24 protein-coding genes and 1 tRNA gene are annotated in these 19,717 nt (G+C 55.7%); 8 read left to right on the forward strand and 17 right to left on the reverse strand.

The annotated features are described in order from the left end of the window. The first annotated feature begins 8 nt into the window (after window positions 1-8). From PNI01S_RS18270 to PNI01S_RS18285, 4 genes are all read left to right on the forward strand, one after another. On the forward strand, window positions 9-623 hold the full coding sequence (locus PNI01S_RS18270) for a 50S ribosomal protein L25/general stress protein Ctc (RefSeq protein ID WP_024767098.1): 615 nt from the start codon (window positions 9-11) through the stop codon (window positions 621-623). Window positions 624-661: 38 nt separating this feature from the next. Continuing rightward, on the forward strand, window positions 662-1,246 hold the full coding sequence (gene pth, locus PNI01S_RS18275) for an aminoacyl-tRNA hydrolase (RefSeq protein WP_084358751.1): 585 nt from the start codon (window positions 662-664) through the stop codon (window positions 1,244-1,246). A 40-nt stretch (window positions 1,247-1,286) separates the two neighbouring features. Beyond that, window positions 1,287-2,387: a redox-regulated ATPase YchF gene (gene ychF / locus PNI01S_RS18280; RefSeq protein WP_084358752.1), complete on the forward strand. Its 1,101-nt coding sequence runs from the start codon at window positions 1,287-1,289 to the stop codon at window positions 2,385-2,387. A 177-nt stretch (window positions 2,388-2,564) separates the two neighbouring features. Continuing rightward, window positions 2,565-2,641 (forward strand) — tRNA-Met (locus tag PNI01S_RS18285). A gap of 53 nt (window positions 2,642-2,694) precedes the next feature. On the opposite strand, the gene PNI01S_RS18290 is transcribed toward PNI01S_RS18285, so the two are convergent. The 14 genes from PNI01S_RS18290 to PNI01S_RS18355 form a co-directional block, all read right to left on the reverse strand. After that, the gene (locus PNI01S_RS18290) at window positions 2,695-3,744 is read right to left on the reverse strand and encodes a hypothetical protein (RefSeq protein ID WP_084358753.1); all 1,050 of its coding nucleotides are present in this window, start codon (window positions 3,742-3,744) and stop codon (window positions 2,695-2,697) included. Between the two features lie 154 nt (window positions 3,745-3,898). Beyond that, entirely contained in the window at window positions 3,899-4,723 is an 825-nt protein-coding gene (locus PNI01S_RS18295) for a hypothetical protein (RefSeq protein WP_084358754.1), read from the reverse strand. A 75-nt stretch (window positions 4,724-4,798) separates the two neighbouring features. Next, on the reverse strand, window positions 4,799-5,785 hold the full coding sequence (locus PNI01S_RS18300) for a phage integrase (protein WP_084358755.1): 987 nt from the start codon (window positions 5,783-5,785) through the stop codon (window positions 4,799-4,801). Beyond that, window positions 5,782-7,074 carry a phage replication initiation factor gene (locus PNI01S_RS18305; RefSeq protein ID WP_084358756.1) on the reverse strand — a complete coding sequence of 431 codons (1,293 nt, stop codon included), beginning with the start codon at window positions 7,072-7,074 and terminating at the stop codon, window positions 5,782-5,784. The genes PNI01S_RS18300 and PNI01S_RS18305 overlap by 4 nt, the downstream gene beginning before the upstream one ends. A 239-nt stretch (window positions 7,075-7,313) precedes the next feature. Further along, window positions 7,314-8,600, reverse strand: a complete 1,287-nt coding sequence (locus PNI01S_RS18310; RefSeq protein WP_084358757.1) for a zonular occludens toxin domain-containing protein — start codon at window positions 8,598-8,600, stop codon at window positions 7,314-7,316. A gap of 3 nt (window positions 8,601-8,603) precedes the next feature. Continuing rightward, the gene (locus PNI01S_RS18315) at window positions 8,604-8,960 is read right to left on the reverse strand and encodes a DUF2523 family protein (RefSeq protein WP_084358758.1); all 357 of its coding nucleotides are present in this window, start codon (window positions 8,958-8,960) and stop codon (window positions 8,604-8,606) included. 3 nt (window positions 8,961-8,963) lie between these two features. Continuing rightward, window positions 8,964-9,560, reverse strand: coding sequence for a permease (locus PNI01S_RS28650; RefSeq protein ID WP_256576697.1), 597 nt, complete (start codon window positions 9,558-9,560; stop codon window positions 8,964-8,966). Window positions 9,561-10,372: 812 nt separating this feature from the next. Then, on the reverse strand, window positions 10,373-10,624 hold the full coding sequence (locus PNI01S_RS18325; protein ID WP_084358760.1) for a major capsid protein: 252 nt from the start codon (window positions 10,622-10,624) through the stop codon (window positions 10,373-10,375). A 12-nt stretch (window positions 10,625-10,636) separates the two neighbouring features. Continuing rightward, complete coding sequence (locus PNI01S_RS18330; protein ID WP_084358761.1) at window positions 10,637-10,888, reverse strand: hypothetical protein; 252 nt, start codon at window positions 10,886-10,888, stop codon at window positions 10,637-10,639. Between the two features lies 1 nt (window position 10,889). After that, complete coding sequence (locus PNI01S_RS18335) at window positions 10,890-11,111, reverse strand: hypothetical protein (protein ID WP_084358762.1); 222 nt, start codon at window positions 11,109-11,111, stop codon at window positions 10,890-10,892. Between the two features lie 16 nt (window positions 11,112-11,127). After that, entirely contained in the window at window positions 11,128-11,544 is a 417-nt protein-coding gene (locus PNI01S_RS18340) for a DNA-binding protein (protein ID WP_084358763.1), read from the reverse strand. A 224-nt stretch (window positions 11,545-11,768) separates the two neighbouring features. Next, on the reverse strand, window positions 11,769-11,996 hold the full coding sequence (locus PNI01S_RS18345) for a hypothetical protein (protein WP_084358764.1): 228 nt from the start codon (window positions 11,994-11,996) through the stop codon (window positions 11,769-11,771). Between the two features lie 3 nt (window positions 11,997-11,999). Next, entirely contained in the window at window positions 12,000-12,335 is a 336-nt protein-coding gene (pflM, locus tag PNI01S_RS18350; RefSeq protein WP_338109287.1) for a lysogeny maintenance protein PflM, read from the reverse strand. A gap of 17 nt (window positions 12,336-12,352) precedes the next feature. Next, window positions 12,353-12,625 carry a hypothetical protein gene (locus PNI01S_RS18355; RefSeq protein ID WP_084358765.1) on the reverse strand — a complete coding sequence of 91 codons (273 nt, stop codon included), beginning with the start codon at window positions 12,623-12,625 and terminating at the stop codon, window positions 12,353-12,355. Window positions 12,626-13,091: 466 nt separating this feature from the next. Between PNI01S_RS18355 and PNI01S_RS18365 the strand changes: the two genes are divergently transcribed. From PNI01S_RS18365 to PNI01S_RS28365, 4 genes are read left to right on the forward strand one after another with little or no spacing between them, the layout of a single operon-like run. After that, a complete protein-coding gene (locus tag PNI01S_RS18365; RefSeq protein ID WP_084358767.1) occupies window positions 13,092-13,409 on the forward strand; it encodes a DUF4031 domain-containing protein in 318 nt (105 codons plus the stop codon). 19 nt (window positions 13,410-13,428) lie between these two features. Then, window positions 13,429-14,409, forward strand: coding sequence for a thymidylate synthase (locus tag PNI01S_RS18370; RefSeq protein WP_084358768.1), 981 nt, complete (start codon window positions 13,429-13,431; stop codon window positions 14,407-14,409). Further along, on the forward strand, window positions 14,396-15,235 hold the full coding sequence (locus tag PNI01S_RS18375; RefSeq protein WP_218191855.1) for a hypothetical protein: 840 nt from the start codon (window positions 14,396-14,398) through the stop codon (window positions 15,233-15,235). Before PNI01S_RS18370 ends, PNI01S_RS18375 begins: the two co-directional genes overlap by 14 nt. Continuing rightward, complete coding sequence (locus PNI01S_RS28365; protein ID WP_143514257.1) at window positions 15,232-16,167, forward strand: alpha-glutamyl/putrescinyl thymine pyrophosphorylase clade 3 protein; 936 nt, start codon at window positions 15,232-15,234, stop codon at window positions 16,165-16,167. The genes PNI01S_RS18375 and PNI01S_RS28365 overlap by 4 nt, the downstream gene beginning before the upstream one ends. Here PNI01S_RS28365 and PNI01S_RS18380 read toward each other — a convergent pair. The 3 genes from PNI01S_RS18380 to PNI01S_RS18385 form a co-directional block, all read right to left on the reverse strand. Beyond that, window positions 16,164-17,249: an ImmA/IrrE family metallo-endopeptidase gene (locus PNI01S_RS18380; RefSeq protein WP_084358770.1), complete on the reverse strand. Its 1,086-nt coding sequence runs from the start codon at window positions 17,247-17,249 to the stop codon at window positions 16,164-16,166. The genes PNI01S_RS28365 and PNI01S_RS18380 overlap by 4 nt on opposite strands. Then, window positions 17,242-17,589, reverse strand: a complete 348-nt coding sequence (locus PNI01S_RS28370; RefSeq protein WP_143514258.1) for a type II toxin-antitoxin system RelE/ParE family toxin — start codon at window positions 17,587-17,589, stop codon at window positions 17,242-17,244. Before PNI01S_RS28370 ends, PNI01S_RS18380 begins: the two co-directional genes overlap by 8 nt. 1,389 nt (window positions 17,590-18,978) lie before the next feature. Further along, window positions 18,979-19,671: an SOS response-associated peptidase gene (locus PNI01S_RS18385; protein WP_024766620.1), complete on the reverse strand. Its 693-nt coding sequence runs from the start codon at window positions 19,669-19,671 to the stop codon at window positions 18,979-18,981. Window positions 19,672-19,717: the final 46 nt, after the last annotated feature.

Below are 19,717 nucleotides of genomic sequence, written 5' to 3' on the forward strand. Positions count from 1 at the left end.
ATAGTCAAATGGTTGATTTTGTACTGAATGCCCAAGAGCGTTCCGACCTGGGGAAAGGTGCGAGCCGCCGCCTGCGTCGTAATGCTGGCCTGATCCCGGCTGTGATCTACGGTGGCGAAAAAGCCCCGCAATCCGTCACCCTGGAACTGCGCGAGATTTCCAAACTGCTGGAAAACGAGGCTGCCTTCAGCCACGTGATCAGCCTGAACGTCGGTTCCGCCAAGGAAACCGTACTGATCAAGGCCCTGCAGCGCCATCCGTCCAAAGGCTTCGTCATGCACGCTGACTTCCAGCGCGTCGTTGCCGGCCAGAAGCTGACCGCTCACGTTCCGCTGCACTTCCTGAACGAAGCCACTGCTGCTGGCGTCAAGACTGGCGGCGGCGAGATCTCCCACGTGATCTCCGAAGTCGAAGTTTCCTGCCTGCCGAAAGACCTGCCGGAATTCATCGAAGTCGACCTGGCCAAGGTAGAACTGGGTCAGATCGTTCACCTGTCCGACCTGAAACTGCCCAAAGGCGTAGAGCTGGTGCAACTGGCCCACGGTAACGACCTGGCCGTCGCCAACATCCACGCTTCCCGCGTAGTGAAAGAAGAAGGTGAAGGCGAAGCTGCTGCCGAGTAATCGCGCGCACCATTGCCTTTAAGGAAGGGGCCCCCGTCGTGACTGCCGTACAACTGATCGTTGGCCTGGGAAATCCAGGCCCTGAATACGACCAGACCCGGCATAACGCGGGGGCCCTTTTCGTTGAGCGACTGGCGGACGCGCAACGCGCGAACCTGTCTCTCGACAAGAAGTACTTCGGCCTGGTCGGCAAGTTCAGCCACAAGGGCCGCGACGTTCGTCTACTGATTCCCACCACCTACATGAACCGCAGCGGCCAGGCCGTGGCGGCGCTCGCCGGATTCTTCCGCATTCCGGTCGAAGCCATCCTGGTGGCCCACGACGAACTCGACATGCCTCCCGGCGTCGCCAAGCTCAAGAAGGGCGGCGGACACGGCGGGCACAACGGACTGCGCGACATCATCGCCCAGCTCGGCAACCAGAACGGTTTCCATCGCCTGCGGCTTGGCATCGGCCATCCGGGGCACAGCAGCCTGGTTTCCGGTTTCGTTCTCGGTCGCGCCCCGCGCGCCGAACAGGAACTGCTCGATACCAGCATCGACTTCGCCCTCGGCGTGCTGCCGGAAATGCTCGACGGGGATTGGCCCCGCGCGATGCAGAAGCTGCACAGCCAGAAGGCCTGATTACACCTCTATTTCCGCCACGTGGCGCGAGGGACCTAGCATGGGATTCAACTGCGGCATCGTCGGCCTGCCCAACGTCGGCAAGTCCACCCTGTTCAACGCCCTGACCAAATCCGGCATCGCGGCGGAAAACTTCCCCTTCTGCACCATCGAGCCGAACAGCGGCATCGTGCCGATGCCCGACGCCCGCCTCGATGCGCTGGCCGAGATCGTCAAGCCCGAGCGCGTGATCCCGACCACCATGGAGTTTGTCGACATCGCCGGCCTGGTAGCCGGCGCGTCCAAGGGTGAAGGCCTGGGCAACAAATTCCTCGCCAACATCCGCGAGACCGACGCTATAGCCCACGTCGTACGCTGCTTCGAAGACGAGAATGTCATCCACGTCTCCAACAGCGTCGACCCCAAGCGCGACATCGAAATCATCGACCTCGAACTGATCTTCGCCGACCTCGACAGCTGCGAAAAGCAACTGCAGAAGGTCGCGCGCAACGCCAAGGGCGGCGACAAGGACGCCTTGGTCCAGAAAGCCCTGCTGGAAAAGCTCATCCCCCACTTCAGCGAAGGCAAACCCGCCCGCTCGCTGATGAAGAACATGGGCGATGACGAGAAGCGCCTCGTGCGCAGCTTCCACCTGCTGACCAGCAAGCCCGTCATGTACATCGCCAACGTCGCCGAAGATGGCTTCGAGAACAACCCGCACCTGGACGTCGTGCGCGCCATCGCCGAAGAAGAAGGCGCCATGGTCGTGCCGGTGTGCAACAAGATCGAAGCCGAAATCGCCGAGCTTGATGATGGCGAAGAGAAGGACATGTTCCTCGAGTCCCTCGGCCTCGAAGAGCCGGGCCTGAACCGCGTGATCCGCGCCGGCTACGAGTTGCTGCACCTGCAGACCTACTTCACCGCCGGTGTGAAGGAAGTCCGCGCCTGGACCGTGCGCGTCGGCGCCACCGCCCCGCAGGCCGCCGCGGTGATCCACACCGACTTCGAAAAAGGCTTCATCCGCGCCGAAGTCGTCGCCTACGGCGATTTCATCCAGTTCAAGGGCGAACAGGGCGCGAAAGAAGCCGGCAAATGGCGCTTGGAAGGCAAGGATTACATCGTCAAGGACGGTGACGTGATGCACTTCCGCTTCAACGTCTAAGCGCCAGCCAAACACGAAAAAGCCCCGGCCATCAGCCGGGGCTTTTTCTTATGGCTGCCCGCCCTGCCGCTCATCGCGAAAATCCCGCACGACCGGCTAAACGATTGATAGAACAGAACAATATTCAAGAAAAGGGGTTGACACCCCCCCTCGATCTGCGGAAAATGCGCGCCACTCGGCTACATAGCTCAGTCGGTTAGAGCGCAGCATTCATAATGCTGATGTCCCAGGTTCAAGTCCCGGTGTAGCCACCATACAAAACAAAGGGTTAGCGAAAGCTAGCCCTTTGTGCTTTCTGGGGTAGTGACTACGAAGTGACTACACCCTGCCTACGCTTTCTTCTGTCCCTGCGCTCCGAAGGCATTTGGACTTGCCGGTACTCCAACGGCAACCCAAGGGTATTCCTCAGGTACTCCAGGTACCGACCATCTTCAGCGCTTAGGCTTGTACGCCCCACTGCAATCAGCCTCAGATCCAGATCGCTCTGTTCGCCTGAGTAGTAGGCGTACTCCAATAGTTGCCCGATCGCTTGGCGCAGAACCTTACGGGTTGAGAAGTCTGATTTGATCTCGAACAGCAATTTCTCCTGCTTAGTAAGCACGGTCACATCCACGAAGTTCTCTTCGAAAATGATTCGTCCCGCTGGATACTCAGCCTTCAGTTCCTCAAACAGCGCCTGCTGAATCATCGCGTGTTCTGGAGAGCATTCGCGAGATGCAGATCCGTTTCTAACGTAGGGCGTGTGCGACGGAGGTGTGTCCATCCCTTTTCGGCCTCGCGGCCTCTTACTGGGCGCCAGCTCTGGCAGTGCTGCTGATTCGCCTATGTCGATCAGCTGATACCGATTGTAGAACTGCACCGGATCATTCTCGGCGGCAAAGGTATCTATGGGATACCACTCAACCTCTTCAGGGCGAAATCGGACATTCAAAATGTATGGTGCCCAGTCTGTATTCCCCAGCCCTTCTCTCCTGCCTCCAATGGCATCGATCTCGTTGAGCATAAGGTCGTACCAGCCAACCTTCTTGTAATGGTTAAGGACAGCCGTACCTTGTGCTTCATCCAGGAACTCAAGATCCCGAATCCGTGCAACATAGCGGCGGCGGCGTAGCTCATCGATAGTAAATATGACTACATCAGCGATGCGCTCCCCTCTTTCGAGCCGTGCCTCCCATCCCTTGTTGACCCCTTGAATAAAGCCATACTGCCAACCCCCGATCTGCCACTCAAAACGAAACAGCCACTCTTCGTGCCCATAGCCGTTGATCGCACGAAATGTATTCGCAGCCTCTTCTGCATCACCCGTTGGACGTTGCCAATTCGAAGAGTTGTAGCAAACGCGAGTTATGTAGGTCATTGCGCATTCCTTGCATTCCGAAGGGAAAGACAAATGGCTCATCGCCACCAAGCCAGGATGCCTAAAGTACGTCCAGACACAAACACCTGCTAGGGGGAAGAGATGTCGCAGCAGCTGCTGGTGAGCAGCCGCGAGCTCAGGCACACATGTGCACTCAAGGGTTGTCCAGCCTGTCTTTGCACTCGCCTAAGACGAAGGTGATCTCCTCACTATTCCTAGTAGCAAAAAGCACACGGTCGCCATCTAAAAACGTTACCCGCTGCCCTTGTTCCATCGCACACGGTGCTTTGTCGTACATTTCAAATGTGTAAAGGAACCACCTGGCCCTGTCCTTCACAAGCGACTCATAGACTGAGTGGCTCCCTGTCCACCACTGGTAGCCGAGGTTAGCTAACACGACCGCACTCGTGACCTGCACCAGAGCTGTAATTGCTCTGTAACGTACTCCCTCGCGAGGCCTGTACCACGGGAACATCATTACGCGAGAGTTCTCGTCCGGTAGGAAGTTGAACATGACATACAAAGCGAGCCCAGCAGCCCCCACAATTAGGACAACAATAGAAAGAAAAAGAAGCAGGGGAGGCGCAACAAAGAGCGTCACGAACGCGATGGTATGAACGAATTTACCGGGATCCACCCCGACTAGCCCATTCACAATTTGGCTGGCAATCGCAACGGCCAAATTTGTCCCAAGGCCAAACGTGATTAGCAAAAATAGCTTTCCAAGATGCGTCTCGAAGATTGCCTTATAGAGCCCTATGAGGTCAGCGATCATTGCTAGCCCCCAGAATATAACTCCAAGCGCCATGAACCCCTTGCTCAGCTCCCAGCCGAAGCAGTCGAAGAGTAGATATAACCCTCCCATAACTGCCGCATTGAAGTAGCTGCGCTGGTTGGGCTGGAGTGCCCAATACCACTGCCACGCCTTCGCTCTCAGCTGTCGCACAATATTTCTCACCAGCACATCCGATGTAGCCATAGCCCTTCAACCACTTCCATTGCGATTGCAAAGTGCCATTGATAAGGCATGGGATAGCTCTGATACAAGACCACATCACACTGTTACTCCCTTTTGCGCCAGTGGTGACAGACGTAACGCAGACTCCAAATGCTCCGGCGACAGGTGCGCATACCGCATCGTCATCGTGATCGACGAGTGCCCCAGGATCCGCTGCAGTGTGAGGATGTCCCCTCCTCCCATCATGTAATGGCTGGCGAAGGTGTGGCGGAGGATATGGGTCAGCTGCCCCGGCGTCTGGAATCCACAGCGCTCATAGGCACAACGGAAGGCGGCACGGCACGACATGAACAAGCGGCCGGTTCCAGGCATGCCCACCTTGAACATCAATTGCTCCAGCTCGGCCGGGATCGGCACTGAGCGGCTCTGACGGTTCTTGGTCCGGTGGTAGTGGACCTTTCCCCCATGCACGGCCCCACGGGCGATGCTCTCGGCTTCCTCCCAGCGGGCACCAGTGGCGAGACACAGGAGAGCGACCGGGTACGTATGGTTGTTCGTGCTGGCCTTGCACTCTTCAAGGAGCTGGGCGACCTGATCCAGGGTGAGGAAGGTCAGTTCGACCTGATCGGTCTTGATCTGCCGGACGTTGGCCAGCGGGTTTGCCTTGTGCCATGAGCCGAGGCGGATCAACTCAGAGAAGATGGCCGACAGGTAGCGTTGTTCGTGGTTCACCGTCTCCGGCTTCACCTCAGTCAGACGACGCTGCCGGTAGCGTGCCCACGCGAGCGAATCGAACTCGAAGGCCTGCGGATCGCCGAGGCGTTCGGCCAATGCTTGGCAGCGAGCTAGGCGCTGTTTGCCGTCCTTCAGGGTGCAGCCATGGAGGTCATACCAGACCTTCACCAGATCTGAGAGGCGATCATCCAGCGGCCGGCCTGTCTCGCCCAGGACAGTGAAGAAGTCCTGCTCGTAGCGAATGGCTGCGGACTTGGTGGCGAAGCCCTTCTTGCGGATCCTGCGACCGGAGCGACCGTTCTCGTAGAAGTCAGCCGTCCACGTCTTCCCATCCTTGCGCGCGGTCATATCGCGTAGCCCCGCCTGATGTAGCGATCGTTGATCAATCCGATGACGTGCCTTTCGAGGTCGCGAGTGCTGTAGCCCTTGGCGGTGTAGTGGTCTTCGATCACATGCCAGAAGGGGAGCGTTCTCCCGACCTCAAGCGCTTTTTTTGGCGGGATGCGCTCCCGTGCGATCAGGCTGGCGAACTGGCCCAGGAACATCTCGCAGTTCTTGCCGGAGAAGCCCTGAGCGGTCTTGTAATAGCGGCGGTACTCGGTGCGTTCGATGAGCGGATCGGCTTCCACCTGGACCTTGGTGTCGAGGCTGATCAGCGACCAGAAGGCGTCGAAGATCCCCTCTCGGGAAATGAGCTTGTAGTTGTCGCAGGCGTACTGCCAGAGGCCTTGCAGGTGCGGGCAAAGGCCCTCGTAGGTGCGGCAGCCGATCACCTCGCCAGAGGTCATCGTGGATCCTTCGGAGAACTGCTGGACGATGGAGTGGTGATAGCGGAATTCGATGCGCCACACGGTCTCCAGGGGGTTGAAGCCGGGTTCGCCATCGCCGAAGGGATCACCGTTCAGGGAGGCCCACACGGATTCCCAATAGTCGAGTTTGTCGGTCGCTCTCGCCTGCAGCGTTTTGTTGTACAGGCACATCTGCAGGCCGTTGGCCGAACCGAACATGAAGGTCTCACCACGCCCATAGACCGAGGCGTTGCCGTCGTACTCGATGCGGTCGATGCCGCTGATCTGGCGCACACGCCGGGACCGGCAGTGCATGCGATCCACGAAGTCTGCCGGTGGGTTCCAGCCCTGGACGTCGAGGGCGATATGGACGGCGCACTGGTTCACTTCGCAGGCCGAGAGCACGCCTGCGGCCAGGTCATCCATGACGCCCTGCAGGATCTTCGGGTCAGCACCATCCAGGGCGTGTGGCGATACTTCAATCTTGAGGTGCGGGCCGATGTTCTCCAGCTTCACGTTGTGGTTCTTGATCAGCAGGATCAGGCCCATGTCGGCGTTCTGCAGGCGGTACTGGTATCCCGAGTCGCGACCGATCCGACCCTTGGCCCACTTGTAGCCGGCGAAGTTGACGAGATCCTCGGGCTCATCGAACAGCGCCATCACTTCCGGGCGAATCATGCCGTTGTACAGCTGCCGCACGGTATCGACGCCACACCGCAGCAGGCGCACACCCGACAGGTCGGCGAATCTGCCGTTGCTCGGGTCCATGAAAATCCGTCCTTCGGACGACTCATAAAAATCCCCGGTCTCCTTGAGGATCAGGCGGAGGGGGTGAACTGCCTTTTTCATTCTTTCGTACCTTCAATGAGGTTTATTGAGGTGCTTACTCGTTAGCTATCCGACGTGTTACAGGGTCGTCGGCCGCGCCTTCGGCCTACCGCTCGTGCCTGGCGCTCCCGGCCGGCGGCGCGGCTCGCCGACTCAAAACGGAAACGCCGACACCGGCTGCATCACTTGCAGGGCGGTGAGAAAGCCGAGCGCATAAGCGAGTGCGAGCAGCCCAAGGGCGTTGATCAGTCCGTGCAGGGTCATTGCTTCCTCCAGGGGCGTGAGGCGTATTCGGAGTCGGGCACCACCGTGAGTGAGGTGGCAGTGCTAGGCGGTGGGCTGGTGGCGGCAGCGATGGGCGCAGAAGGGCTCATGCCGGCCATGGCTTGGCCCTGGGAGCCGCCACAGGTGATGGTCTGCTTCCATGTGTCGTAGGCGAGTTCCGCCACGCATTCGCCCTTGGCGGTGACGTGGTAGCCGGAGCCGACTAGCTGCCAGCTGGTCAGCTCCAGATGTCGGCCTTCCGCGTCATCCAGGGCGAACATGTAGATGTCGCCCTTCGAGCGCCGGTAGGCGTGGGCGAGGATGCTGATGCGGCGGTCGGCGAAGGGATGCGCGCTCAGGTCAACAGGCGTACCAGTTGCCCCAGCAGATAGAAGACCAGCAGGAACAAAGCTACTCGCAGCAGGACGCGCCGCAGCAGCCACAGCAGGGCTTGGCGCAGCGGTCGCAGGAGCAGTTTCAGCAGTCGCCACGTGAGGCGCGGGAGCGGTTTCAGCAGGCTTACCGCCGATGACCTTGAGAGGTCCCATATAGCTGACAAAGCCAATAGTGCCGGCCAGCAGTGCCAGTAGAAGAACCAACTTAGGCGACCGGAACAGACTTTTACCGGCCTTGGTGTCCTGGGTCTTGCCGGTGGCGGTGGATTGGTAGAGGGCGAAGGTCTGTTTCTTGATTCGCTTGTACTCGACGATGGTGCCGTCAGCGGGCGGTCGGTTGAGCTGGGCGTCATGCTGGGCCTCCTTGTACCGGCCAGGAATGCCGATCACCGCGAGGTTGGAATGCTTGTAGGCCATCTCGCAGGTCATGCGGATGTCGTCGCGGATGTAGCTGATATTCGGGGTGGTCAGGACGATGTCCCAGTTGAAGTGCCGGTGCCGGGTCCAGGCGTCTAGCCAGCCCATCGGGCGGTCGGCTTCGTGGGCTGCCTCGGGGCCGCCGGGAAAGTCGAATTTTTCCAAGTCCTTCTCGCGCCAGGACTTGGGGAACAGCAGCTGGGTTTCGTCGAAGATCAGGAACGCGCCCCGCGGTGCCCACTGAAACCAAGTGCGCATCTTGTCGAGGTCGGCCAGCGATTCGAGATCGAGGTTGATGATCTGCGCGGAGTTGGGCAGCTGCGGGAAGACGCTATAGGCACGTTCCAGGGTGAAGCCACGGACGTTGGTGATGATGACGCGGCCGTCCTTGAGGGCTGGGACGGCATCGTCTTGAATCGCGCCGGAGGTTTTGTAGGAGCCGTTGGGGCCATGGTGAATCTTGATCGACATGACTCACCTCCCAATGATCGGCACGAAGCGCATGCAGAACCGGGTGGCGGCAGCGGTCATGATGATGTTGAGCGCCTGGGGTACGCCGAAGAAGGCCAGACCGGCCGCGATGGGGGCCGGTAGCGCCGCGTACATACCTCGGACCATGGCGGGGATACCGAGGCCATCGATCAGCTCGCGGGCGACGGTGAAGCTGACATCGAGCAGCAGGATGAAGGTCTGCAGAGTGCTGTAGATGATCGCCTTGGTTACGACGACCAGGCCGTCTTTGACGAAGTCGTAGATGCCTTGGGCGAAGAAGTCCCAGATCCACTGAAAGAAACCGATGATCTGGTCGAGAAAGCCGGAGAGCCATTCCATAAGTCACTCCTTCAGGATGACGAAGGCGGAGATCAGCGCGGCCATGAGCAGCAGCGCCAGACGCATGTAGGAGAGTTGGGTGGAGTAGTCGGCAACACACAGGCGGTAGGACTTGCCCCAGACGGTGAAGGAGTCGCAGGGCAGTTGCCCGCCACCGGTAGACAGCTGAAGGTCGAAGGCGCCTTTGAGGTGATCGATGTTGGCCTTCACCGCGTCTTTCAGTTCTTTCTTGGCCTCGGTGACGCGCTCATCCCATTCGGCGTTGGCTTCGTCCCAGCTACCGGTTTCGGGGGCGCCGAGGCTGCCCGATGGGCCGGGAATGCCAGCGCACAGCGGGTTCTTGGTCGGGTCGCATTCGCCCTCGCCGTCTCCCTCACCATCGCCGTTTCCATTGCCGTTACCGTTGCCGTTTCCACCCCCCGTGCCGGTGCCATCGCCGCCGCCCGTGCCGGGGTCAGTGCCACCGCCATTGCCACCGCCTGTACCGGGATCGGTGCCGCCACCGTCTCCTCCGGCGTTGCCGCCGCCCGTGCCAGGATCGGTGCCTGGGTCCGTGCCGCCGCCTTCACCGCCCCCCTCTGGGTCAGTCGGAGACTTCACGCAGGTGGTGCCGGACCACGAATAGCCCTTGGGGCAGCCGGGATCATTGGGATCAGTCGGCGGAGCGGCAGGATCGGTTTCGCCATCCGGTGACGGAGGATTCGGTGGATCACCGACAGCAGGCGGAAGGGCGTTGTCAGCGGAGCAGCTCTGGCCGTCGCTGGACATCGTGTAATTGCAGAAGCCGTTGGTGGTGGAGCCCTTCACCAGATAGCAGGTGGTGGCGCGGCCCGAGCTGGGTTGGTACTGACAACCACCACTGCATGCATTACTCGGTGGCGAGGAAATGATGTAGACCCGGCCACCCGAGGTGATCGCGGGACCGTCCGGACTACGGACTAGCAGCGGTAGGCCGGACTCGCATTCCTGCGGTGGCTCCTCACAGGCACCTGTCGCGGAGTTATAAACCTTCGGCGCAGCACACTCCGTTCCATACCTGTACGTCGAGCTGTACAAGTAATCCCGATCATCATTATCGCCGTAGCGATAGACACACTGAGCACTCCTGCCATTAGCCCCCATATCAACCCGCTTAAATCTTGGGTAGATGGCAGTGCAAGCCGCAACAGCAGAAGGCCATTGCTCAGAGCGTCCGGAGACAGTCCAGTAATAATCAGCGGACGCAGAGAAAGACAAAAAGAGCAGCACAATAAGAAATATATGCCGCATATACCTGTCTCCATGAAAAAAGAACCCCGCCGAAGCGGGGTCCAGGTTCGGCACTTGCAGTGCAGTCAGAAGAATTCGCCGCAGCGGTACCCGGTGATGAAGGCGCCGGCGAAGAACGCCCCCAACCACACCGACCAGAGCACTTACGCCTTGCGCAACATGCTGTAGATCAGGCCTGCAACGGCCAGGATGACCAGGGCGCCGACGATGTAGCCGCCGATGTTGGACATGTCGCTCTTGCCGTCGGTGATGGCGGTTTCCACCGCCGACGTGTCGATGACGCTGCCCGCGAAGGCCGGCACCGAGGTCACGGCAGTGACGGTGCCGGCAATGCACAGGTTGCGGAACGAGCGGATCGGGTTGAACTTGGCGATCTGTTGTTTCATGGCGTTCATGGTGTTTCCTCTCTACTTGGCTTTACGAAGAAGTGACGCGACCCAGCCAGTTAAAAGCCCCGTCACGAATGTCCCGAGAACGCCCGCAGCACCGATGCTGAAGGCCTCCAGGGAGAACCCGCCGTTGACCAGGATTTCAATTGCTCCAGCGGCCTCGGGCGGAATCAGATAGGCCTGTTGCCATTCGATGTGCTGGCACTGCATGAGGCCGTCCGCCGTGGACGCCCAACTGGTGCAGACCTGAACAGCAACCACGCCTTGCATCTCAGCGGGCCTCCTTGCGCGGGTGGTCGCACCAGCCCCAGAAGGAGCGCAGGACGAACCACCACAGGGCGAAGAAGGCGAACGCAGCCGCGACCACAGCGATCACGGAGTCCAGCGGGTAGGGTTCGAGGAACTCGCGCACCGCACGCACGGCCGGCGACACGGCACAAAGAATTGCCACGTACAGGACCCAGCCGAAGGCGAAACGGAGCGGCGCTTTCATCTACCTACCCTCGCCGTCAGGACTTGCTGCTGTCGGTGGGTTTCTCAGCGGCAGGCTGAGTCGGGCGCTGGGCTTGTGCCTGGGGTTGAGGCTGGCGGCTCGGTGCCGGGGTGTGCACGTCTTTGCCGGTGGCAAGCAGCTCGGTCAGGACCTGGGTGTTCTTGGTGTTACCGAAGCGGTCCTTGGTCGGGCGCACCACGCTGGCGAACTTGCACAGCACCGGGGAGCCTTCGAAGACGATGCCGTCGAGCAGGGTCGGCTCGATGTCGTACTGGGTGATTTCGAAGCCACGGGCATTGCCGCGAGCGCCGTCCGGGATCGGGGAAATCGCCTGGACGCTGGCGTAGATTTCGCCTGAGGTTTTGGAGGTGAAGGTGTCGGTCTGGATGACCCACAGTTCAACGACTCCGCCAGTGGTTGCAAACATGTTCATCTGAAGCTCCTTTGCCTTTTTCGGGCATGAGTTGGCCCGCTGCTGCAAATTGGGCGCGTTGTTGGCCGTCTTTCAGCGGGTGTGGTGGTGCCTGGGTTTTGCGGTGGTTTGGTCGGTGAGTGGGGTCAACACAAAGGGCTCTGCCCTTGTCATCCCGCTCTCGCCGCCGAGGGCTCAGGAGCGCGGGGCGGTGGTGCTGCCCCTCACTCCCGAGCGGAGGCTTTTCAGGGTGGGGGACGGTCAAGGGTGCGCTTCGCCCGGCGCTCCGTTTGTCCGAACGGGAAAGCGCGCTCGGACAAGCCGGTGCGGCGGCCCTGGACCTGATTGGCCAGGGAGCGGTTGTTGCGATTGGCCAGCTTTGAAATTTCGTGAGCCACGCACATCAGGGGAATGCCAACGCAGGTCAGGAGGGCGAACAGCAAACTTACGCAGAAGGTGGCGTCAGTGGGCATGGCTCAGCCCTCCAGCTCGAATGGCTCGCGGATCGGCACGAAGGGAGTCGGCTTGCCGCTGTCGTACACAACGTGCCAATACTTCGGGGGACGGAGCGCGGGCATGTGTTTCGCGCAGGTAAAACCCGGTTCCACCCGGTACGTCGAGTGGATCGAGCGCCACACTCCAGCGACCTTGGCCATCGTAGTAACTACCGTGAAGACTCGCGTAGGGCGACACTCGGTGCATCGTGTGGACTGGGAGGCTGCGGGCTTCGCCAGTTCGCGACGGGACCAGCAGACAGAGCAGTCGCAGTCCGAGGCGTGCGACTGATGCAGATATCGGTTGAGCGGAATCACGGCGCAGCCCTCCCCGGTTAGTCATCGTCGTAATCCCCTTGGCAGAAGATCGACTTACCCCGGTCGAGGTCGCGGCGGATTTTGTGCAGGTTGATGACACGACGGCGGCCAATCTTGGCGGTTGGCACGGTCTTGGTTTCGACCCAGCCGCGCACCACGTCTTCCGTGATGTCCTCTAGGCCCAGCATCTGAGCGAATACCGCCTGAGAGCAGAACGGAGCAGTACGAAAGTCCGTGACCTTCTCCATCGCACCTGTGACGGTGAACCCCACTATTCCAGACTCTTCCATGGGTTTACCCTATAATCGATTCAAACAGTCAAATCACATAGCTTGAGTCAAGCTATTTGAATTGATAGTAGGGACATCTTGCGCGCATTTCAAATAATTTGAGCAAATATCATATACCGAATGAGCACTATAAACGAGAGAGTTAGAACAATCGCGTCTATGGCCGGAATGGATCGGCTAGTACGAGAGACCCGAATCGGCTCGAATCGATGGAGGACTGTGCTCTACAACAAAGATGTACGAATTAGTACTGACGAAATTGACGTGCTAGGAACGCTATACCCTCAGTACCGCTGGTGGATGGTCAGCGGTGAAGTAGCTCCTGAGATCGGGCAAACAAGCCCATCCTACGATGAAGCCACACGAACCTTGTCAGATCAAAGCGCGGGATAGCGATTACGAAAGAAGTAACCAGGCGCTGGTATGCCGCAAAAAAATGACAAGATGAGTATCAAAGGGAAATTGGATGGCCGTATATGTGGACAATGTAAAAATTAGATGGGCTAACAAGTCATGGTGCCATTTAGTTGCAGATAGCCTAGACGAGCTCCATGATTTTGCATTCTCCTTAGGTCTAAAGAGAAAGTGGTTTCAAGGCTCTGCATCCTATCCACATTACGACATTACAACTCAGACAAGGTTAGTAGCTCTATCTCTAGGAGCTAAGCAGGGCTCCCGCACTCAAATTATCACTTGCGCTAAAAAGCTTAAGAACGAACAGAGTTTCATTCGAAAGAAGGTAACAAACCCAAGCATTCCGATACAGCTTTCGCTTTTCAACTAATCTAAATGAGAGGGAACTCATGTATTTTAGCGAGGAAACATTAGATAACATCCTCATGAGGATTTACCCTTTACTTCTAAAGATTGACTCGGAAGTAGCCGTTTCAAAAGGTGATACTCACGAATTACCAGGCGTCCTACTAAAGCTAAGGAACCCAAGAGCACGTCTTAGTAGAACAGAAGGAAAAGGAACAATATTCAGCTGCCTGGGGGAACTACTCTGGTATTTATCCAGCAGCAACAAGCTCGACTTCATACAACACTACATAAAAATATACGACCGATTTTCCGATGACGGAAAAACCGTATACGGCGCATATGGCCCTCGCCTATTTGGCACAGGAAAGAATGCCCAAGTAGCCAATGTCATCAATCGACTCAAGAACAAGAGCACCTCAAGAAAGGCCGTATTACAGCTCTTCTCATCAGAAGATATACTTCATAGCCATGAAGATGTCCCCTGCACCTGCACTATTCAGCTCCTAATACGAGAAAACAAACTCAGTCTATATACATCTATGCGATCTAATGATGCATACAAAGGCCTACCTCATGACATATTTGCCTTTACAATGCTTCAGGAAATCATTGCACGGGAGCTTAAAGTAGAGATTGGAGAGTACAATCACTATGTTGGCAGCCTACACATATACAAGGACGACATAAAAGAAATAGAGTCCTTTATAAAGGAAGCATGGCAAGACCATATATATATGCCCGAGATGCCTCACGGGAGCCAACGTCGCGAAATCCTCAATATCCTTAGATATGAGCGTATAGTCCGCGGTGGGAGCGAGCCCCCTCCAGAGGAACACTTAACAAGTGACTACTGGCGGGATATTGGACGCCTGCTAGCATTGTATGGCTGCTCAAAGGACCCTTCAAAACATATGAAAATGCAGGCTATTGCAGATAGCATTTCCAGCAAGCCTTACAACTCTTATGCACAGAAAAAAATAAACTCAATACTACATAAGGGTCGTAACTTTGTCTCTCTATAGCATTAAAAGAAAAACTCTCTCACCAATAGAGGCCTCCATTCTTGAAATGCTTAGCCCTCTAGCAACCGCAATCACAAATGATCTCGACATAATAAAATGGGCAAGTCCGGTTCCTTATTTTGGTAACCCAGCGACTTCAAACATCGCAACCGTCGGTCTAAATCCGAGCAACCGTGAGTTTGTAGATATAAACGGGCATGAGTTATCCAGCACTTACAGACGGTTTCACACCTTGTCATCGCTGCAAATTGAGAGCTGGAGCGAAGCAACCCCTAACCATATAAACCTAATCAAAGATTCATGCACTGAATATTTCTTCAGAAATCCGTATGACGGCTGGTTTAAGCCCTTAGACAAAATAATATCTGGAACTAACAGCTCATTTTATAGCTCTCTATTTCATGCCAGCCACTTAGATTTAATCCCCTTCGCAACTTCAAAGAAGTGGGCGAAGTTAACAAATGTTCAGCGCCAGAAACTCCTATACATCTCAAATGAGCTCCTAGGGAAAACAATTAAACACTCAGCAGTAAAGCTCCTAATTCTTAATGGGAGCACAGTTGTTGAGGCTTTTTCCACAATGACCAACGTAAAATTCGACAAACGACCACTGGAAGCATGGAATCTCCCAAGAAAAAATGGACGCCCCATTCTTGGAATAAGCTACCGAGGAGTAATATCAAAAATATCTGGAATAGATCTTGGTCGTAGTATAACTGTGATTGGCTACAACCATAACATCCAAAGTAGCTTTGGCGTTACGAGCCTGGTTCGTCAAGAAATTCAAACTTGGATTACTGAAATAGCTAGGGAAATCAACGTATGAAAGCAAAGGACAACATCGTAAGAAATCACCTGCATAATGCATTCAACAGGCTACTAAACTCCGGCATCAATATGCCAGGCATTAACACTATAGATAATAAAAACGCCCTCATTGAGCAGATGATAGAAAGTGTTCGTAGAGTTGAGTTTATCCAAGCCATAAGGCAGCGGGACATTAGTCAAAACCGCTGCAACCCAAGCAGCCCTTATTTCGATCCAATTAGAGCCGCTATATATCACCAGCAAAATGGTGACATTGAGGAAGCTTCTTGGCTTGTTTTTTTAGCCACCCATTTTGGAAAGGCATTGCGCAGCGGCTGGTTACTAACTTCCAGTGTATATGGCGCACTGGGCCCAAATCCTAGATGGACATGGGCAAAAAGTAGCTTCAACCCCATTGCACTCAGTGATTGGCTATCTCAAACTCACGCAGTGCTTACAAGCGGTGGACGACGATTTGGTAATCATCGAAAGTATGAGTCGCTAGACCCAAAAGCGAGAAACTGGACTGGGGAAATCATAGAAAGCTATGTAAATTGGGTACTTCAATACGGGTCACACCAAGCACTATTTGACAACGCATTAAACTCAAACAATAACGATCCTAAAGCTGCCTTTAGAAGTTTATACCACTCGATGGATGATGTTAAAAGATTCGGCAGAACTGCAAAATTTGACTACCTAACCATGATCGGGAAGGTCCATATTGCCAATATAAAGGCAGATTCCGCTTATCTAAATGAGGCTACTGGGCCGCTGAAAGGAGCTCGCCTGCTCTTCGGAGGAACCACATCATCCGCCATAGCACCGACGACCCTAGAGACTCTATTAAGCGAAATTGACCAAGAGCTTGACGTTGGCATGCAAGTCCTCGAAGACTCGCTGTGCAATTGGCAAAAAAGCCCGAGCATATTTATACAATTCAGAGGTTAAGACTCAATATCGTCCCAAGTGTATCTAACCTTCAGTTTATTAAAGTGATTATTCTCAGCCCGATTAAAGTACTGCAACTGGCCTAAAACCACGCCCGGAGATATACCAATCTTCTTTGAGAATCTTAGGATGCTTTTATAACTCAAATCCAGCTCGAACAGCTCGTTTCTGTACTCTTCAGGAACGAGCAGATTTGATGCATATTCGTTCGCTTCGATCTCTTGCCTTCCATGATCAAACTGCTCTCCCTCTATGAAAACCGAAGTCTCACCATGGAGTATTAAATGAGCCGACTCATGAAAGAATGTAAACCAGAAGTGGTCATCAGATAAATATCTAAAGCTAAGCAGCAGCATAGCCTTATCAGATGACAAGAATCTTGTTGCACCACTTGCTCGACACCCATCAGGAGCTCTGGCTACAACAACGGCAACCCCACACTCCGAACAAATTTCTTTTAACTTCGGAATAAAGACTGACGGTCGCCCTTCCTTTGTTAAATCTCTAACCGAGCTTAAAGACGAAATAAACTTATTTCTATCCCAAGGAGCACAGCTAACGCTTTCTGCGCTTACCTCCCCCTGTCTCAGCCAAGCAGACGCAGCCCCCACACTTTGGGCGAAAGTAGCAGAAGTTCTAAATCGTGCCTCTCCAAAAACGGATGCACTTTGCCTCTCCCACCCAGAAATATCCGGAACTCCAAAAAAATCTAGGCAACTTAAAAGATTTTTTGAACAGCTTTTGGACTTGGGAATCCATCCATATTTCTGCATGCTAGAAATTGGAATTACTTTGAGCCAATCAGTCTCGTCTTCAGTTAGATCTCTATAAATTCTTGTTAGATCCTCTCGATATTGTCTCTCGCGATTTATCCAAAAATCCGCATTCGGCCCTAAAATCTCAGAAAGCTGACATGCCAAACTTTCAGTTATCTCGAAATCGCCAGCCAGAAGGGACTCTGCACAGTCAATATCTAGACCAACTTGATCAGCGAAAATTTGCTTAGGAATCTCTCGATCGCAGAGAATATCAAGAATGGTTTCTCCAGGAGAAGAAACCCAACTTACTTGAAAATTACTCATTGCTCGCTCCAATCTTCAGCAATTTAACCCTAGAGACATAGTCCCAATCTACACCACCAGATGTTAGAACAGGAATTTCTCGATGAACGGCGCTGAATAACAAGTGATATCCATCACAAAGATTAACTAATACAATTCCTGGCGGATTGCTCTCTATTTCACGAGGTTTTCCGACAGGAAGATGCAGAATATGGGAAGCTGCGCGGATATCAGCAAGACGCCGAAAGAGCACATTCGCCACATTGCGGGGCAGCTCTCTATAGGCAACAACGTCACTACGACAGAGTTCGCTTAATTGCTCAGTTTCGAAAGCTAGCTCCATGAGATTCGCTTCGTCCATGTGAATTCGGCGCTACTACCAACCCCGCGCCATGCGATCCCTTCAATTCTACACCAGCAGTACGGTTTTTTCTTGCCGCTTCCGACCAAGGTAAGGGGTTTTTCCCCATTCGTACGGACAAATCGGCAGTAGCAGAATCGCGCTAGCACTTTTTCTATAGCCATCTTCCCACCGGCCTCCACACTAGAGTTTGGGCCCTCTCCAACGCGAACCAACGCAGCCACACGCAGCCACACGCAGCCACACGCAGCGTGCAGCGGTTCTGACGCTTCTGAAGGCGTCGAATACGATTCATATCGAGCGCTATCCCATCGGGCTAAACGAGCTTTCCGCTGTGCAGTAGCGCTCCTTCATCTGATAGCTCCAATCCGAGCGATCTCGGCCAGCACGAGCGGTCCAGGCGCGGCATTGCTCACGAAAATGTAACTTTGCCCCTTTCCGGCACTCCCGATACTCAACCGAGCCCCACCCTTGGTTCCGGCAGACAGATCCACCGTCAATTACGTTGTTAACAACCACCCACTCAGCCTGATAGCTGCTGCCGCCGTCCCAGCTCTTTATCCACTGTGAATCACGCTCCTGGGTGTGATTTTGAGTAGTGCCTTGCCGAGCTATTCGCTGGTCCCGATCAGCCTGAAACTGCGCTAGGTATTCCTGAGAGACCATTCCTTGGGGCTCAGACGCTACCTGCGGAGTACGGACGCGCGGTAGCTCGCCGCCGCTCTGGCAACGAATCACGTTTTCATCAATGGCATTGCCGCCGTTTAGGCAATCGCGCAGCGAGCGGCGACTTGAGGCTTCTGGCGCGGTTAGGCGATGGGCGATTTCAGGAGGAGGTGCAGGAAGATCCTGAGGGCCTTCAGCAATCGGAACACTGCCTTCGACAGGCGCGGAGGCAGACAGATGATCTACGAGAGAACGGAGCGAGGGCCAAGTCAGCGCTAGCACCGTGAGCAGTATCATGCCGCCAAACAAGTGCAGAGCGTTCCAACGGAAGGCCTTGCGCCGTTTCCGGGTTATCCCCTCTCGCTGACGCTCACTACTCTCGCGACGCATCCATTCGCGATCATCCAGTCCCATGGTCCTTCCCTGCGTGCATCCGTACATGGCATGTGGCCATGTCGAAGCTAGCGCGAGACGCTATTACCCGTAAAGACTCTAGGGTGACTACATAAGGCCAATTGTCAGAAACAGCCTGTTGAAGTGAGGTTTTGTCGCCTTTGAAAGGCCCGGTTTACAGGGCTTCGGGGTAGCGCAGGGTAGCTCTCATGCGATTCATAATGCTGATGTCCCAGGTTCAAGTCCCGGTGTAGCCACCATATAAAAGAAGGGGTTTAGCGAAAGCTAAACCCCTTTTTATTTGTCTGCGAAAAGTCATTCTTTCCCCGACTACTCAGCCTCGGCCAGCAAGCCATCCCCATCATTCCGCGTGTCATTTACCCGCAAGGAAACCCGGTGTCCCGCAAAGTCCTCCCGCGCGTGACGAATCAGGTCGTCGACCGCCTCGTTACAGGTGGCAGTAGACAGCCATTCCTCGGAGCTCTCCAGCGCCAGCACCACAGGCATGCGATGGTGGATGTTCTCGATGCTCGGCGCAGCGGATTTGGTGAGTAGGGCGCAAGAGAGGACCGGCTCTCCATTGGGGCTCATCCACAGGGACCAGAGGCCCGCGATGGCGATGATGGGGTCGGTGTCGCTGTGGATGAAGTAAGGCTGGTGGACTTGCCGGCCCGCCGGGTTGCGCAGATTTTCCTTCTCGTTCCACTCATACCAGCCCAGCGCGGGCATCAGGCAGCGAGTGCTGCGCAGGGCGTGCCGCCAGAGGGGTTTGCCTGCAGCTTCTTCGCTGCGGGCGTTGAAGGAGAAGCGTGGCGGAGTGGAGTCCTTCCACCAGTTGGGGATCAGTCCCCAGCGGGCGGGCAGCAGTTCGAGCTGGCCGCTTTCGTTGTGGCGCAGGATGGGGACGGTCATGGTCGGGGCGACGTTGTAGCAGGCCTCCAACCAGCGCGGCGGTGTGCGCGCACCGATGTGCCAGTAGCGCTCGATGGCGGCCTCTTCAGGACTGACGTAGCGTCCGCACATGCTGCGCACCTCAGGAGAGTGGTGCTTTCAGCGTAGTTCGGGCCGA

The organism is Pseudomonas nitroreducens NBRC 12694, from assembly GCF_002091755.1.
In the GTDB taxonomy this organism is placed as follows: domain Bacteria; phylum Pseudomonadota; class Gammaproteobacteria; order Pseudomonadales; family Pseudomonadaceae; genus Pseudomonas; species Pseudomonas nitroreducens.

What these genes read in the sequence shown, in the direction of transcription:
- PNI01S_RS18270 (WP_024767098.1), top strand. Translation starts at nt 9, where the DNA reads ATGGTTGATTTTGTACTGAATGCCCAAGAGCGTTCCGACCTGGGGAAA.
- ychF (WP_084358752.1), top strand. Translation starts at nt 1,287, where the DNA reads ATGGGATTCAACTGCGGCATCGTCGGCCTGCCCAACGTCGGCAAGTCC.
- PNI01S_RS18290 (WP_084358753.1), bottom strand. Translation starts at nt 3,744, where the DNA reads ATGACCTACATAACTCGCGTTTGCTACAACTCTTCGAATTGGCAACGT.
- PNI01S_RS18295 (WP_084358754.1), bottom strand. Translation starts at nt 4,723, where the DNA reads ATGGCTACATCGGATGTGCTGGTGAGAAATATTGTGCGACAGCTGAGA.
- PNI01S_RS18300 (WP_084358755.1), bottom strand. Translation starts at nt 5,785, where the DNA reads ATGACCGCGCGCAAGGATGGGAAGACGTGGACGGCTGACTTCTACGAG.
- PNI01S_RS18305 (WP_084358756.1), bottom strand. Translation starts at nt 7,074, where the DNA reads ATGAAAAAGGCAGTTCACCCCCTCCGCCTGATCCTCAAGGAGACCGGG.
- PNI01S_RS18310 (WP_084358757.1), bottom strand. Translation starts at nt 8,600, where the DNA reads ATGTCGATCAAGATTCACCATGGCCCCAACGGCTCCTACAAAACCTCC.
- PNI01S_RS18315 (WP_084358758.1), bottom strand. Translation starts at nt 8,960, where the DNA reads ATGGAATGGCTCTCCGGCTTTCTCGACCAGATCATCGGTTTCTTTCAG.
- PNI01S_RS18325 (WP_084358760.1), bottom strand. Translation starts at nt 10,624, where the DNA reads ATGAACGCCATGAAACAACAGATCGCCAAGTTCAACCCGATCCGCTCG.
- PNI01S_RS18330 (WP_084358761.1), bottom strand. Translation starts at nt 10,888, where the DNA reads ATGCAAGGCGTGGTTGCTGTTCAGGTCTGCACCAGTTGGGCGTCCACG.
- PNI01S_RS18335 (WP_084358762.1), bottom strand. Translation starts at nt 11,111, where the DNA reads ATGAAAGCGCCGCTCCGTTTCGCCTTCGGCTGGGTCCTGTACGTGGCA.
- PNI01S_RS18340 (WP_084358763.1), bottom strand. Translation starts at nt 11,544, where the DNA reads ATGAACATGTTTGCAACCACTGGCGGAGTCGTTGAACTGTGGGTCATC.
- PNI01S_RS18345 (WP_084358764.1), bottom strand. Translation starts at nt 11,996, where the DNA reads ATGCCCACTGACGCCACCTTCTGCGTAAGTTTGCTGTTCGCCCTCCTG.
- PNI01S_RS18355 (WP_084358765.1), bottom strand. Translation starts at nt 12,625, where the DNA reads ATGGAAGAGTCTGGAATAGTGGGGTTCACCGTCACAGGTGCGATGGAG.
- PNI01S_RS18365 (WP_084358767.1), top strand. Translation starts at nt 13,092, where the DNA reads ATGGCCGTATATGTGGACAATGTAAAAATTAGATGGGCTAACAAGTCA.
- PNI01S_RS18370 (WP_084358768.1), top strand. Translation starts at nt 13,429, where the DNA reads ATGTATTTTAGCGAGGAAACATTAGATAACATCCTCATGAGGATTTAC.
- PNI01S_RS28365 (WP_143514257.1), top strand. Translation starts at nt 15,232, where the DNA reads ATGAAAGCAAAGGACAACATCGTAAGAAATCACCTGCATAATGCATTC.
- PNI01S_RS18380 (WP_084358770.1), bottom strand. Translation starts at nt 17,249, where the DNA reads ATGAGTAATTTTCAAGTAAGTTGGGTTTCTTCTCCTGGAGAAACCATT.
- PNI01S_RS28370 (WP_143514258.1), bottom strand. Translation starts at nt 17,589, where the DNA reads ATGGACGAAGCGAATCTCATGGAGCTAGCTTTCGAAACTGAGCAATTA.
- PNI01S_RS18385 (WP_024766620.1), bottom strand. Translation starts at nt 19,671, where the DNA reads ATGTGCGGACGCTACGTCAGTCCTGAAGAGGCCGCCATCGAGCGCTAC.